Raw genomic sequence first — 16,887 nt, 5'->3', positions numbered from 1 at the left:
CTGACGACGAAAAGCTCCGCGAATACCTCAAGCGGGCCACGGCCGAACTGCGGCAGACGACCCGACGACTGCGGGACGCCGAGCAGCGCCTGCACGAACCCGTCGCGATCGTGGCGATGGGCTGCCGCTTCCCGGGCGGCGTCCGCACCCCCGCCGACCTGTGGGATCTGGTTGCCTCCGGCGGTGACGCGATCTCCGCGTTCCCGCGCAACCGTGGCTGGGACGTGGAAGGCCTGTACGACCCGGAACCGGCCACACCCGGCAGGACCTACTGCGCACAGGGCGGCTTTCTGCACGACGCGGGGGAGTTCGACGCCGACTTTTTCAAGATGAGTCCGCGCGAGGCCAGGGAGACCGATCCACAGCAGCGACTGCTGCTCGAGTTGTCGTGGGAACTGCTGGAGCGGGCCGGGATCAATCCCGCGTCGCTGAAGGGCAGTTCGACCGGCGTGTACGCAGGCGTCGTCTACCACGACTATGCGGCCAAGGGCATAGGCAGCCTGGCCGGCGTCGCCTCCGGACGCGTCGCCTACACGCTGGGCCTGGAGGGCCCTGCGGTGACCGTGGACACCGCATGCTCGTCCTCGCTGGTCGCGGTGCACCTGGCGGCGCAGGCGCTGCGCGCGGGGGAGTGCACCATGGCCATCGCGGGCGGCGTCACGGTGATGTCCACGCCGGACTCCTTCGTGGGCTTCAGCCAGGACCGCGGCCTGGCCCCGGACGGCCGGTGCAAGTCGTTCTCCGCGGACGCCGACGGCACGACCTGGGCCGAGGGCGTCGGACTGCTGCTGCTGGAACGTCTGCCGGTGGCGCGCATGCTGGGCCATCCGGTGCTGGCTGTACTGCGGGGCAGCGCGGTCAACCAGGACGGCGCGAGCAACGGGTTGTCCGCGCCCAACGGACCGTCCCAGCAGCGGGTCATCCGGCAGGCGCTGGCCAATGCCCAGCTGTCCGCCGATCAGGTCGACGCCGTCGAGGCACACGGCACCGGCACCGCGCTCGGTGACCCGATCGAGGCGCAAGCGCTGCTGGCCACCTATGGGCAGGGCCGCTCAGCCGAACGCCCGCTGTGGCTCGGTTCGATCAAGTCCAACATCGGCCATGCCCAGGCCGCGGCCGGGGTCAGCGGCGTGATCAAGATGGTCGAGGCGCTGCGTCACGAGACCTTGCCGCGAACGCTGCACCTGACCGAGCCCACGCCGAACGTGGACTGGTCGGCGGGTCACGCGCGGCTGCTGACCGAGGCCCGGCCGTGGCCTCGTACCGACCGGACCCGGCGGGCAGGTGTCTCGGCGTTCGGCCTCAGCGGCACCAACGCCCACGTGATCATCGAGGAAGCACCTGTTGGGGAAGCACCTGTCGAGGAAGCACCTGTCGAGGAAGCACCCGGCACGGAGCCGGCCGAGCCCGTACCGTCCGCGTCCCGGCCCGTGCCGTTGCTGCTGTCCGGCCGCGGCGTCCGGGCGCTGCGGGCCCAGGCGGGTGCCCTGCTCGCCTACATACAGGCCAACCCGGGACAGACGCTGCTCGATCTCGGCCACTCGCTGGCAGTCTCCAGGGCCGGGCTCGAGGACCGCGCGGCGGTGATCGCCGTCGATCCCGCCGCGGCGTGCCGCACACTTGCCGGGCTGGCCGACGGCGAGGCGGCCGACGGCTCCGTGCGCGGGTTCGCGCGCGCGGACGCCAGGACGGCGTTCCTCTTCACCGGGCAGGGCGCCCAGCGCATCGGAATGGGCCGTGAGCTGCACGCGAAGTACCCGGCGTTCGCCGAGGCGTTCGACGCGGCGACGGCCGCTCTGGACCCTTGGCTGGACCGTCCGATGCGCGAGGTCATGTGGGGCGCCGACGCCGCTCGGCTCGACCGGACCGGCTACGCCCAGCCCGCGTTGTTCGCCGTCGAGGTCGCACTCTTCCGGCTGCTCGAGGCGTGGGGCGTGCGCCCCGGCCATCTGCTCGGTCACTCGATCGGTGAACTCGCCGCGGCGCAGGTGGCCGGGGTCCTGACCCTGGAGGACGCCGCCGAACTGGTGGCCGCGCGTGCTCGGCTGATGCAGGCCCTGCCGCCCGGCGGGGCCATGGTCGCGGTGCAGGCGGGCGAGGACGAGGTCGGCCCCCTGCTGAACGACCGGGTCGGTGTCGCCGCGGTGAACGGCCCGTCGTCGATCGTGCTCTCCGGCGCCGAGGACGCCGTGCTGGCCGTGGCCGCCCGGCTGAAGGCCTCCGGCCGGAGGACCAAGCGGCTGGCCGTGTCGCACGCCTTCCACTCGGCGCTGATGGAACCGTTGCTCGACGAGTTCGCCGAAGTGGCCGCCGGGCTCGACTACTCCGCACCGCGGCTGCCCGTCGTCTCGACCCTGACCGGCGGGCCGGTGACCGGCGAACTGAGCGACCCCGGCTACTGGGTGCGACAGGTGCGGGCGACCGTCAGGTTCGGCGCCGGTGTCCGGTGGCTCGCCGGCCAGGGCGTGAGCACCTTCCTGGAACTCGGCCCGGATGCCGCGCTCTGCGCGACCGGACCGGAATGCCTCGCGCCCGAACACGACGCGCTGTTCGTCCCGTTGCTCCGACGCGGCCGCTCGGAGGAAGACGCACTGGTCACCGCCGTGGCCCAGGCCCACACCAGAGGCGTTCCCGTGGACTGGGCTGCGTTCTACGGGGCCGGCCGCGCCCGCCCGATCGATCTGCCGACGTACCCGTTCCAGCGCAAGTGGTACTGGTGGGACGCCGAGGCCCCGTCGTCGGGGGACCCGGCCGACGCTGCCTTCTGGGACGCCCTGGAACACGCCGACCTGCCCGCGCTGGCGGCGGACCTGGGCGTCGACGCCGACGCGCTCGCCCAAGTTCTGCCCGCCCTTGCCTCGGCCCGCAGCGCCCGGCACGCCGAGTCCACGGTGCAGGACTGGCGATACCAGGTGACCTGGCAGCCGGTCGCCGACCCCGAGCCAGGCCCGTTCCACGGTCGCTGGCTGGTCGTGATGCCTGCCGACCTGGGCAGCGACCCGCGGGTCGCCGCGATCACCGAGGCCCTCGGGGAGCGGGGCGCGGAGGCCGTCCCTTTCCCGGTCTCCCACACCGAGGACCGTGCCACGCTGGCCGACCGGTTGCACGAGCACACCGGTGCACACCGGGTGCTGTCGCTGCTCGGGACGGACAACCGGTCGCATCCGCGCCATCCGGCCCTGAGTACCGGTCTCGCCGCGACGGTCGTCCTCGTCCAGGCGCTCGCCGACGCAGGCATCACCGCACCGTTGTGGTGTGCGACGGTCTGCGCGGCCGGCATCGACGACGCCGACGAGCCCAACCCCCGCCAGGCGATGGTGCAGGGCCTCGGGATCGGACTCGCCCTGGACCTGCCGGACTCCTGGGGCGGGCAGGTGGACCTGCCCGCCGACCCCGATCCCGGCGCCGAGGCGCTGCGCCGCCTGTGCGACGTCCTGTCCACGGACAACGGTGAGGACCAGGTGGCGATCCGGGCCGGCGGTGTGTTCGCCCGTCGCATGCTCCGCGCCCCGATCGACAGCGCCCGGGCCACTCCGTGGCGGACGTCCGGCACCGTTCTGATCACCGGTGGCACCGGCGGTCTCGGGGCGCATGTCGCCCGGCTCATGGCCACGTCCGGCGCCCGACATCTGCTGCTGGCCGGCAGACGCGGTCGCGACGCGGCGGGAGTCGACGAACTGGAAGCCGAGCTGACCGCCCTGGGGGCCGAAGTCACCGTGGCCGCCTGCGACGTGTCCGACCGCGACGCCGTACGCACACTGCTGGAGAGTGTCCCCGGCCACCAGCCGCTGACAGCCGTGGTCCACGCCGCGGGCGCCATGCAGCGGATCGCCCCGCCGGCCGAACTCGGCATCGACGAACTCGCCGACGTGGCCGCCGCCAAGGTGGCCGGCGCCGCGCATCTCGACGAGCTGCTCGCCGGAACACCCCTGGACGCGTTCGTGCTCTTCTCCTCCGGCGCTGCCGTGTGGGGCAGCGCCGGCCAGGCCGGGTACGCCGCCGCCAACGCCTACCTGGACGGGCTGGCCGCACGGCGGAGGGCCCGCGGTCTCGCCGCCACCTCGATCGCCTGGGGATCCTGGGAAGGCGGCATGGTCGACGCCGAACTGAGCGCGGGCATGCGGCGGCTCGGCGCCCCGCCCATGAAGCCCGAACTGGCCGTCACCGCGCTGCGCCAGGCCCTCGACCACCGCAGGCACCACCTCGTGGTCGCCGACATCGACTGGTCCCGGTTCGCGCCCGTCTACACCATGGCCCGCCGCCGCCCGCTGCTCGACGCCCTGCCGGAGGTGACGACTCTGCTCAGCGGCGGCCGTGACCGGACGGACAAGCCGTCCGGTCTGGTCGAGCGCCTCGCCGGACTGCCGACCGCAGGGCAGAGCCGTGCGGTGCTCGACCTGGTCCGTACCCATGTGGCCGCGCTGCTCGGCTACGACGGCGTCGAGGAGCTCGAGCCCGGGAAGGCCTTCTCCGATCTCGGCTTCGACTCCGTCGCCGCCACCGACCTCAAGGTCAGGCTGTCCGCCGCCACCGGCCTGGACCTCCCGGCCACACTGGTCTTCGACCATGCCACCCCCGCCGCGGTCGCCGAGCACCTGCGGACCCGGCTCGTACCCGAAACCGGCGCGGCACGAGTGCTCGCCGACCTCGACACGCTGGAGGCCGCGGTCGCGGCGCTGCCCGACAGTGATGCCGACCAGGACCGGATCGCCGCACGGCTGCGCACCCTGCTCGGCACGGTCGAGGCCACCACCACGGCCACCGCTCCGGAGGAGGCCCGGATCAGCCAGGACGCCACGGCCGACGAGCTCTTCGACTTCATCGACAACCAGCTCGGACTCAACAGCTAATCCCCACGCACCCGACCATGCAGACGAGGACAGTGTGATGGCCGAGGACCAGAAGCTTCTCGACTACCTGCGGCGGGTGACAGCCGATCTCGCGCAGACCAGGCAGCAGTTGCACGAGGCGGAGAACGCCGACCGCGAACCGATCGCGATCGTCGCCATGGCATGCCGCTACCCCGGCGGTGTGCGCACGCCCGAAGCGCTGTGGGACCTGGTGGCAGGCGGCGTGGACGCGGTCGGTCCGCTGCCGACCGACCGGGGCTGGCCACTGGACCGGCTGCTCGCCACCGGCTCCGGCCGGCAGGGCACCAGCTATGTGGCCGAAGGCGGATTCCTGTACGACGCCACCCGCTTCGACGCCGGACTGTTCGGGATCTCCCCACGCGAGGCCGTCGTCATGGACCCGCAGCAGAGGCTGATGCTCGAGGTGTCCTGGGAGGTGTTCGAACGGGCGGGGATCGCCCCGGACGCCGTGCGCGGCAAGCCCGTCGGTGTGTTCACCGGATCCGGCTACCAGGATTACGGCGACCTGCTCAACGCCTCCCCCGAGGCGGCCGAGGCCTACCTCGGCACCGCCGCGGCGGCTTCCGTGATCTCCGGCCGTGTCGCCTACACCCTGGGCCTGGAAGGGCCCACGCTCACCGTGGACACCGCGTGCTCGTCCTCGCTGGTCGCACTCCACCTGGCAGTACAGGCGCTGCGCCGCCGGGAGTGCACGATGGCACTGGCCGGTGGCGTGATGGTCATGTGCACCCCGGCGCCGTTCGTGGCGTTCAGCCGCCAGCGCGGGCTGGCACCGGACGGCCGTTGCAAGGCGTACTCCGACAGCGCGGACGGCACCGGCTGGGCGGAGGGCGCCGGTGTGCTGCTGCTGGAACGACTCTCCGAAGCCCGTCGCAACGGCCACCAGGTACTGGCCGTGGTCCGGGGCAGCGCGGTCAACCAGGACGGCGCGAGCAACGGTCTCACGGCGCCCAACGGCCCCTCGCAGCAACGGGTCGTCCGGCTGGCCCTCGAGAACGCCCAGGTGCCGGCAGCCCAGGTCGACATGGTCGAAGGCCACGGAACGGGCACCACACTCGGTGATCCCATCGAGGCGCAGGCGCTCATCGCCACCTACGGCCAAGGCCGCGCACAGGAACGGCCGCTGTGGCTGGGCTCGTTGAAGTCCAACTTCGGCCACGCCCAGGCCGCCGCCGGGGTCGGCGGAGTCATCAAGACGGTCATGGCCCTCCGGCACGGCGTGCTGCCGGGGACCCTGCACGTCTCCGAACCTTCGTCCAAGGTGGACTGGTCTTCTGGCACCGTGCGGTTGCTGACCCAGGCCCGTCCGTGGCCCGACCACGGCCACGCCCGGCGGGCCGGGGTCTCCTCCTTCGGTGTCAGCGGAACCAACGCCCATGTCATCCTCGAAGAGGCTCCTCTGACGGAGAACGCTCCGGACGAACCGTCCCACCCCGAACTGCCCCACCAGGCCACCGGCGTTCAGGATGCCCCCGCAGCCCATGCCTGGGTGATCTCGGCCGGCGATCGTGACGCGCTCGCCGACACGGCCGGGCAACTGGCCGATTTCGTCACCGCCGGTGACCTCGACCCTGCCGATGTCGGGTACTCGCTGGCCACCTCGCGGGCAGCGCTCGGCAGGCGGGCCGTGGTCACCGGCACGGACACAGCCGAACTGGTGGCCGGACTGACTGCGCTGGCCGGTCACCGCGACGCGGCGAACGTGGTCAGGGGCGGCGCACGCGGCGGCCCGCAAGTGGCGTTCGTCTTCCCCGGCCAGGGTTCCCAGTGGACCGGAATGGCGGTGCAACTGCTGCGTTCGTCCCCGGAGTTCGCGCGGCGGATGGCCGAATGCGCCGAAGCCCTGCGGCCCTTCGTGGACTGGGATCTGCTCGCCGTACTCCGCGCAGAGCCGGACGCGCCTACCCTGGAAGCCGTCGACGTCGTGCAGCCCGCTCTGTGGGCGGTCATGGTCTCTCTCGCGCAACTGTGGCGGACCCACGGCGTGGAGCCCGCCGCCGTCATCGGCCACTCCCAGGGCGAGATAGCCGCGGCATGCGTGGCGGGCGGCCTGTCCCTTGAGGACGGCGCACGAGTGGTCGCCCTGCGCAGCCGACTGATCGCGGGCGAACTGGCAGGCCTGGGCGGCATGATGTCCGTCGCGCTGTCCGCAGAGACGGCCGCGGCCCATCTGCGTGACCAGGATCAGTTGTCACTGGCCGCGGTCAACGGCCCGGGTTCGGTCGTGGTCTGCGGCGAACGGGATGCCCTGGAGCGACTCCACACCGAACTGACCGCCTCCGGCGTCCGCGCCCGGATGATCCAGGTGGACTACGCCTCGCACTCCCACTACGTCGAAGGCATCCGCGACCGGCTGCTGGAGCTGCTCGCGCCGGTACGGCCGCGCCGCGGCGACGTGCCGTTCTACTCCACGGTGACCGGTGGCCTCCTCGACACCGCCCAACTCGACGCCGAGTACTGGTACCGCAACCTGCGCCGGACCGTCCGCTTCGCCGACACCGCCCGCGCCATGGTCGACGCCGGATTCGACGTGTTCGTCGAGTCCAGCGCACACCCCATGCTCAAGCTCGGCCTCGAGGAGACCTTCGCCGACGCCGGGGCGCCCGCGATCGCCACCGGCACGCTGCGCCGCGACGACGGCGGCCTCGACCGGTTCGTGTCCTCGCTCGCCGAGGTCCACGTGCACGGCGTCACCGTCGACTGGCCGCGCATCCACCCCGGCGCCCGCCGGGTCGACCTGCCCACGTACCCCTTCCGGCAGGCCCGCTACTGGCTCGACGCGACCGGTACGGCAGAGGGTGACGTGGCGGGCGCAGGCCTGCGCGCGGCCGGCCATCCGCTGCTGAGCGCCGTCGTGGCCGCTCCGGCGTCGGACGGGGTGGTGCTGACCGGCAGGCTCTCCACGGTCACGCAGCCCTGGCTGGCCGATCACACCGTGCTCGGCTCAACCGTTCTCCCCGGTACCGCTTTCGTGGAGCTCGCCGTTCGCGCGGGCGACGAGATCGGCTGCCCGGCAGTGAGCGAGCTGACCATCGAAGCCCCGCTGGTGCTCGCCGGCGGCGTGGGCACCCAGGTCCAGGTCCTGGTGGGCGCCGCCGGGGAGCACGGCGTCCGGCCGGTGCATGTGTACGCCCGCCCCGAGGACGCGCCCGAGGACGTGCCGTGGACGCGCCACGCAACAGGTCTGCTCACCCCCGAGTCCGCAGCGGCCCCGGACGATCCGGCGCAGTGGCCGCCGGCGGGTGCGACGGCCGTGGACCTCCACGGTTTCTACGACGAACTGGCCGCGACCGGACTGAGCTACGGTCCCGTGTTCCAGGGTCTGAGCGCGCTCTGGCGCGACGGCGACGACGTGTACGCCGAGGTCGAACTGCCCGAACCGACGGGGACCTCTCCCGGTACCTCTGATGGCGCCTTTGCCGGTTCCGCCGGGATCTCCGGCGGTACCTCCAACGGGACAGATGGGCCCGAGCCCCGCGGGCAGCGATTCGGCCTGCACCCGGCGCTGCTGGACGCCGCACTGCACTCCTGCGCGCTGACCGGCGCGGTCGGCGAGCAGGCCATGCTGCCGTTCGCGTTCTCCGGCGTCACCCTGCACGCCTCCGGGGCGTCCGCATTGCGGGTACGGCTGACTGTTGTCCGCGAAGGCGAGGTCGCACTCGAAGCAGCCGACCCGTCCGGCTCCCCCGTGGTCTCGGTCGCCTCGGTCGTGCTGCGGCCGACATCGGCCGAGCCGTCCGCCGAGACCCCGCAGACGGTCCGCAACGCCCTGCACAAACTCTCGTGGACCCCGGTGGCGGACGAATCGGCCCGACCCGTGTCCGCCGTCGGCTGGGACCAGGCGGCCGACACCGTCACCGTTCCGGACGTCGTCACCTTGGCCGTCGAACCCGGCACGGACCGCGCCACTGTGCACGCCGCCACGCATCGCGTGCTGGAAGTCCTGCAGACCTGGCTGACCGACCCCCGGTTCGCCGACTCGACCCTCCTCGTTCACACCCGCGGCGCCGCAGCCCTGGACGACGAACCACTCACCGACCTGGCCGGCGCCGCGGTATGGGGACTGGTGCGTTCGGCTCAGTCGGAGAATCCCGGCAGGATCGTGCTGGCCGACACCGACGGCCCGCTGTCCGAACCGCTGCCCGCGATCATCGCCTCCGGACAGCCACAGCTGATATCCCGTGGCACCCAGTTGTACGCGGCCAGGCTCGTCCGGGTGCCGGCCGACACCCACACCGAAGGCACCGAGGACGGGGAGGAGCCCGGCGCCTTCGACCCGGACGCAACCGTCCTCATCACCGGCGGTGCCGGCACACTCGGCGGGCTGCTCGCCCGACACCTGGTCGCCAGGCACGGTGTGCGGCACCTGCTGCTGCTCAGCCGTCGCGGGCCCGATGCGCCCGGCGCCGACGCCCTTGCTGCCGAACTGACCGCCATCGGCGCCCGCACCGTCACGTTCGCCGCATGCGACGCCGCCGATCGCGACGCGCTCGCCGCGGAGCTCTCCGCCGTACCCACCGACCGGCCGCTGCGCGGGGTCGTGCACGCAGCCGGTGTGCTGGCCGACGGCACCATCAATTCCCTCACCCCGCAAGGCGTCGACGCCGTGTTCCGGCCCAAGGTGGACGCGGCGCTCAACCTGCACGAACTGGTCGGCGACGTGGACGTGTTCGTGCTGTATTCCGGTGCGGCAGGAGTCCTTGGCTCGCCGGGCCAGGGCAACTACGCCGCCGCGAACGCCTTCCTCGACGGCCTGGCGGTGCACCGGCGGGCGCGAGGTCTGGCAGCGCAGTCGCTCGCGTGGGGCTTCTGGGCGCAGGGCACCGGAATGACCGGCAAACTCGACGCGGACGATCGCGCCCGTATCTCCCGCAACGGCATGATCGGTCTGACCGACGACGAGGGCCTGGCATTGTTCGACGCGGCCGTGCGGCGGACCGAGCCCGCGCTGCTGCCCGCCCGCTTCGACCTGGCCGCGATGCGCGGCCGGGCCGAGGTGCCCGCGCTGTTCCGCCTCCTGCTCCCCGGAGCCCGGCGCAGCGCGTCCGCCGCCCGGTCCCAGGACCCGTCCGCCGACTTCCTCACCGGGCTGTCCGAGGCCGACCGGGAGCAGGCGGTACTGGATCTCGTCCTGGACCGGGTCGCGGTCGTCCTCGGGTTCGCCTCGGCGTCCGAAGTCGATCCCGACCGTGCGTTCCGAGAGATGGGTTTCGACTCGCTGACCGCCGTGGAGTTCCGCAACCGGCTGAGCCAGGCGCTCGATCTGCGGCTACCGGTGACGCTGGCGTTCGACTACCCGTCGCCGGCCGCGATGGCGCGCTTCCTGCTCGGCGAGCTCTCCGGAACGGACACCACGCCGAAGACCACGACACGGCTCGCTGCGGCGGCCGACGAGCCGATCGCGATCGTGGCGATGAGCTGCCGCTATCCCGGTGGCGTGTCCTCGCCGGAGGAGCTGTGGCGGCTGGTCGCCGACGGTGTGGACGCCATCTCGGAGTTCCCCGCCGACCGCGGCTGGAGCGTCGATGAGCTGTACGACCCGACCGCGGAACGCCCGGGCACCAGTTACACCAGGGACGCCGGTTTCCTCCACGACGCGGGGGAGTTCGATGCCGGGTTCTTCGGCATCAGCCCGAACGAGGCGCTGGCGATGGATCCGCAGCAGCGGTTGCTCCTCGAGTGCGCCTGGGAGGCCTTCGAGCGGGCGGGCATCAACCCGGCCGCCCTGCGGGGCAGCCGCACCGGAGTGTTCTCCGGCCTGATGTACCACGACTACGCGGGCAACAGCGGCACCGGCGCGAATGCCTCGGGCCGGGTGTCCTATGTGTTCGGGCTGGAGGGTCCGGCGGTCACGGTGGACACCGCGTGCTCGTCGTCCCTGGTCGCGTTGCATCTGGCGGCGCAGGCGCTGCGCTCCGGCGAGTGCTCGCTCGCGCTGGCGGGCGGGGCCAGCGTGATGGCCACACCGGAGATCTTCGTCGAGTTCAGCAGGCAGCGCGCCCTGTCCCGCGACGGACGGTGCAAGTCCTTCGCCGCCACGGCGGACGGCACCGGAATCGCCGAGGGCGCCGGTGTGTTGTTGGTGGAGCGGTTGTCGGATGCGCGGCGTCTTGGGCATCCGGTGCTGGCGGTGGTGGCGGGTTCTGCGGTGAACCAGGACGGAGCCTCGAACGGCTTCACCGCGCCGAACGGTCCTGCGCAGGTGCGGGTGATCGAGCAGGCGTTGGTGTCTGCGGGGTTGTCTGCGGTTGATGTGGATGCGGTCGAGGGTCATGGGACGGGCACGGTTCTGGGTGATCCGATTGAGGCGCAGGCGTTGTTGGCGACCTACGGTCAGGGGAGGGCTGAGGGGCGTCCGTTGTGGTTGGGTTCGGTGAAGTCGAACATCGGGCACGCCCAAGCTGCTGCGGGTGTGGCCGGGATCATCAAGATGGTGCAGGGCATGCGGCACGGGGTGCTGCCCAAGACGCTGCATGTGGATGCTCCGACGTCAGCCGTCGACTGGTCGGCTGGTGCGGTTGAGTTGTTGTCGGAGGCGCGGGAGTGGCTGCGGGAGGGGGATCGTCCGCGGCGGGCGGGTGTGTCGTCGTTCGGGCTGAGTGGCACCAATGCGCATGTGATTGTGGAGGAGTTCGCGCCGACTGAGGTTGCGGTAGATCTTCCTGACACTGATGGTGGGTTGCCGGTGGCGTGGGTGTTGTCGGGGAGGTCGCCGGGGGCGTTGGTGGGGCAGGCGGAGCGGCTCGGGTCGTGTGTGGCGGGGCAGTCTGCGTTGCGGCCGGTGGATGTGGCGTGGTCGTTGGCGGGGCGGCCCGGGTTTGAGCATCGGGCTGTGGTGGTGGGTGCGGATCGTGCGCAGCTTCTGGACGGTCTGGCATCGGTGGTGCGCGGCGAGACGGCGACTGCGGCGGCCGGTTCGGGTGGGAAGTTGGCGTTGTTGTTTACGGGGCAGGGGTCTCAGCGGTTGGGGATGGGCCGGGGTTTGTATGGCGCGTTCCCGGTGTTTGCTGAGGTGTTTGATGCGGTGGTGGGGGAGTTGGAGGGGTTTCTGCCGGGGTCGTTGCGTGGGGTGTTGTGGGGCGAGGATGCCGGGTTGGTGGAGGGGACGGGGTGGGCTCAGCCGGGGTTGTTCGCGGTTGAGGTGGCTTTGTTCCGGCTGTTGGAGTCGGCTGGTGTGCGGCCGGACTTTGTGGCGGGGCATTCGGTGGGGGAGTTGGCGGCTGCTCATGTGGCGGGGGTGTTGAGTCTGGCGGATGCGGCCAGGCTGGTGGCCGCGCGCGGACTGTTGATGCAGGCGCTGCCTTCGGGTGGGGTGATGGTCGCGGTCCAGGCGTCCGAGGCGGAGGTCGTACCGCTGTTGGGTGAGGGTGTGCAGATCGCGGCGGTGAACGGTCCGTCGTCCGTGGTGCTCTCGGGCATCGAGGATGCGGTGCTTGCGGTGGTGGCGGGGTTCGAGGCGTTGGGGCGCCGGGCCCGCCGGCTCGCGGTGTCGCATGCGTTCCATTCGGGGTTGATGGATCCGATGCTCGAGGAGTTCGCGACGGTGGCGGGCGAGGTCTCGTTCCATCGTGCGGGGATTCCGTTGGTGTCGGCGCTGACCGGGCGGCTTGCGGGTGAGGAGGTGCTCGCTCCGCAGTACTGGGTGCGCCACGCTCGGGAATCGGTGCGGTTCGCCGATGCGGTGAGCACTCTGGCGGGTTTCGGCGTTTCGCGGTTTGTGGAGGTGGGTCCGGATGCGGTGCTGACGGCCATGGCCCAGGACTGCCTGACCGACACCGACGAGGCCCTGCTGGTTCCTACCTTGCGCCGGGACCGGGACGAACCCCACGCACTGCTCACCGCCCTGGGGGACCTGCACGTCCACGGCACCGACATCGACTGGAAAGCCACACTTACCGGCCGCGACGCCCGCCGTGTCGACCTGCCCACCTACCCCTTCCAACGCCAACGCTACTGGGCCGATGCTCGGGAGTACTGGTCAAACGCCTGGGCCGGGGCCGGCGGTGGCGATGTCGTGTCCGCGGGGCTGCGTCCGCTCGACCATCCACTCCTCGGCGCAGGCATCACCATGCCCGGCTCCGGGGAACTCGTCCTCTCCGGCAGGATCTCGTCAGCCACTCATCCCTGGCTGGCCGACCACGCCGTCACGGGCGTGGTGCTCCTGCCGGGTGCCGCGCTGGTCGAGATGGCCATGCATGCGGGTGACCTCGTGGGCTGCCCGGAGCTGGCCGAACTGACGCTTCACGCACCGCTGACCCTGCCAGAGGAAGGTGCGGTGGTAGTGCGGGTGGTGGTCGGCGGGCCGGACGAATCCGGCTCCCGCCCGGTGAGCGTGTACTCCCGGATCGCCGATGATTCGCCGTGGACCCTACATGCAGACGGCCTGCTGGCCACCACGGTCTCCGCACCGTCGCACGATACCGGCGAGTGGCCGCCTGACGGGTCCGCCGAGGTGTCCACAGAGGACTGCTACGGCCGGTTGCTCGACGACGGCTACACCTACGGTGGCGCCTTCCAAGGTCTGCGTGCGCTCCGGAGGCGCGGTGAAGAGCTGTTCGCCGAGGTGTCCCTGCCGGAACAGGCACACGCCGACGCCACGCGGTTCGGTCTGCATCCCGCGCTTCTCGACTCCTGCCTCCATGCCCCACTGGTGGCCGCACCGGACAGGGACGGTGGCGCGCTCCTGCCGTTCTCGTGGTCCGGCGTGACGCTGCACGCCACCGGCGCGACCGAGCTGCGGGTGCGGATCTCGCCGACAGGCAAGAACAGCGTGACGATCAGGGCCACCGACCCACTGGGCAATCCCGTGTTGTCGGTCGGTTCGATCGTGTCCCGCCCGGTGGCGGCCGACCAGCTCAACAACCGGGCCGCGGACCAGGACGCCGCGTACCGCATCGAGTGGGCACCCGTTCCGCAGTCGTCCGCCACGACCACACTGGCAGTGCTGGGAGAGGCGCCGCCCGTCGGCTTCCACGACGTTGTGTCCTATCCGAACCTTGCCGCGCTGGCGACAGCCGTCGGCGAGGGCGCGCCGGTGCCTGACCGCCTGGTGGCCTGGTGCGAGCCGCCCGACGGCGCCGATGTGCCGGCCCGGATCCGCTCGGTCACCGGCCGCACGTTGCGGCTCATGCAGGACTGGCTCGCGCTGGAAGGGGCCGAGGGCTCTCGACTGATGCTCGTCACCTCGAACGCCGCAGCGTGCGGTGCCGGCCCGATCGACCTGGCGACGGCCCCGGTGCACGGCCTGGCTCGCGCGGCGGAGGCCGAGCACCCCGGCCGGTTCGGACTCATCGACAGCGACGACAGCGAAGCGTCCGCCAGGGCGCTGGCCGCGGTTGCGGTCTCCGACGAACCCGAGATCGTCGTGCGTGAGGGCGAACCGCGTGCGCCGCGACTCGTACGTGTCGTCGGCTCCGACGAGCCCCCGGCCCTCGACGGAGTCGGCACGGTGCTGGTCACCGGCGGAACCGGAGGTCTCGGCAGCCAGATCGCTCGGCATCTGGTCACGACACACGGCGTCCGCAGGCTTCTTCTGACCAGTCGCCGGGGTATGGATGCTCCGGGCGCCGCGGAGTTGGCGGCCGAGCTGGCCGGGCTGGGTGCCACGGTCGTCGTCGCGGCCTGCGACGTGTCCGACCGGGAGGCGCTGGCGGCGTTGCTGGCGGGCATTCCGGCCGAACATCCGCTCACCGGTGTGGTGCACACCGCGGGCGTACTCGACGACGGTGTGGTCGACGCGCTCACGCCGGAACGGCTCGACACCGTCCTGCGAGCAAAGGCGGACGCCGCATGGCATCTGCACGAGCTGACCCTGGACCGTCCACTGGCCGCGTTCGTGCTGTTCTCGTCGTCGTCCGGTGTCCTCGGCGCGCCCGGCCAGGGCAACTATGCCGCTGCCAACGTGTTCCTGGACGCGCTGGCCGCCCACCGAAGGGGCATGGGACGCCCCGGTGTGTCGCTGGCCTGGGGCCTCTGGGCGTCAGGCGGAATGGGCGAGAGCCTGGACGGCGCCGAACTGCGCCGCTTGGGCCGCAACGGCTTCCCCGCTTTGCCGGTGGACCAGGGCCTCGCGCTGTTCGATGCCGCCCTGGCCGCCGACGAACCGTTGCGGGTCCTGGTCCGGCTGGACCTCCCCGTACTGCGCGCCGTCGCCGCGTCCACTCCGCTCGCTCCCATGCTGCACGCCCTGGTCTCGTCGGGCCGCCGTACCGCGGGGGCTCCCACCGCCAAGTCACTGCACGCACGCTTGACCGATCTCGCTCCCGGCGCGCGCGGCTCTGTGCTCCTCGAAATGGTACGGACAGAGGTGGCCAAGGTGCTCGGCCATCCGTCGGCGGCCTCCGTGGCCGCGGACCAGGCTTTCAAGGACCTCGGCTTCGACTCGCTGACCGCGGTCGAACTGCGCAACCGGCTCAACACGACCACCGGCCTGCGACTGCCTGCGACCTTGGTGTTCGACCACCCGACGGCGGTCGCGGTCGCCGAACACCTCGACATCACCCTGTCCGGCACCGACCACCGCCCCGCACCGGTCACGACCCCGCGCCGGTCGGACGACGAGCCCATCGCGATCATCGGCATGGCGTGTCGCTACCCAGGTGGGGTGTCCTCGCCCGAGGAGCTGTGGCGGCTGGTCGCGGACGGCGTCGACGCCGTGTCCGACTTCCCGGCCAACCGTGGATGGGACGTCGAACGGCTCTACCACCCCGAGCCGGGCGTGCCCGACCGAACGTACTCGCGCTCGGGCGGATTTCTGTACGACGCGGGGGAGTTCGATGCCGGGTTCTTCGGTATCAGCCCTAATGAGGCGCTGGCGATGGATCCGCAGCAGCGGTTGTTGCTGGAGACGTCGTGGGAGGCGTTCGAGCGTGCGGGGATCGATCCGGCCTCGCTGCGGGGTAGCGCCACCGGTGTGTTCGCGGGCGTGATGTACCACGACTATCAGGACAACAACAACACCGGCTCGATCGCCTCGGGCCGGGTGTCCTATGTGTTCGGGCTGGAGGGTCCGGCGGTCACGGTGGACACCGCGTGCTCGTCGTCCCTGGTCGCGTTGCATCTGGCGGCGCAGGCGCTGCGCTCCGGCGAGTGCTCCCTCGCCGTGGCCGGCGGTGTGACCGTAATGGCCTCACCCGAGGTGTTCGTCGAGTTCAGCCGGCAGCAGGGGCTGTCGACGGACGGCCGGTGCAAGTCCTTCGCCGCGGCGGCGGACGGCACGGGGTTCTCCGAGGGTGTGGGTGTGTTGTTGGTGGAGCGGTTGTCGGATGCGCGGCGTCTTGGGCATCCGGTGCTGGCGGTGGTGGCGGGTTCTGCGGTGAATCAGGATGGTGCGTCGAACGGGTTGACGGCGCCGAACGGTCCTGCGCAGGTGCGGGTGATCGAGCAGGCGTTGGTGTCTGCGGGGTTGTCTGCGGTTGATGTGGATGCGGTCGAGGGTCATGGGACGGGCACGGTTCTGGGTGATCCGATTGAGGCGCAGGCGTTGTTGGCGGCGTATGGGCAGGGGAGGGCTGAGGGGCGTCCGTTGTGGTTGGGGTCGGTGAAGTCGAATCTGGGGCATACGCAGGCGGCTGCGGGTGTGGCCGGGATCATCAAGATGGTGCAGGGGATGCGGCACGGCGTGCTGCCGAAGACGTTGCATGTGGATGCTCCGACGTCAGCCGTCGACTGGTCGGCTGGTGCGGTTGAGTTGTTGTCGGAGGCGCGGGAGTGGCTGCGGGAGGGGGATCGTCCGCGGCGGGCGGGTGTGTCGTCGTTCGGGCTGAGTGGCACCAATGCGCATGTGATTGTGGAGGAGTTCGCGCCGACTGAGGTTCCGGCAGAGCTTCCCGACACTGATGGTGGGTTGCCGGTGGCGTGGGTGTTGTCGGGGAGGTCGCCGGGGGCGTTGGTGGGGCAGGCGGAGCGGCTCGGGTCGTGTGTGGCGGGGCAGTCTGCGTTGCGGCCGGTGGATGTGGCGTGGTCGTTGGCGGGGCGGTCCGGGTTTGAGCATCGGGCTGTGGTGGTGGGTGCGGAT

The 16,887-nt window shown here is 71.6% G+C and carries 1 protein-coding gene and 1 pseudogene; both read left to right on the top strand.

Going from position 1 to position 16,887, the window contains the following annotated elements; translation table 11 throughout:
* Positions 1–2: 2 nt before the first annotated feature.
* Positions 3–4,850, top strand: a pseudogene (locus ACFU5O_RS31540) (type I polyketide synthase); the annotation flags it as partial.
* Positions 4,851–4,887: 37 nt separating this feature from the next.
* The coding region (locus ACFU5O_RS31535; protein ID WP_384245635.1) for an SDR family NAD(P)-dependent oxidoreductase at positions 4,888–16,887 on the top strand (12,000 nt) is incomplete at its 3' end.

Origin of the sequence: Streptomyces sp. NPDC057445, from assembly GCF_042802855.1 — a bacterium.
In the GTDB taxonomy this organism is placed as follows: Bacteria; Actinomycetota; Actinomycetes; order Streptomycetales; family Streptomycetaceae; genus Streptomyces.
The sequence above is the reverse complement of the archived record's forward strand: the minus strand, read 5'-3'. Positions and strand labels throughout refer to the sequence as shown.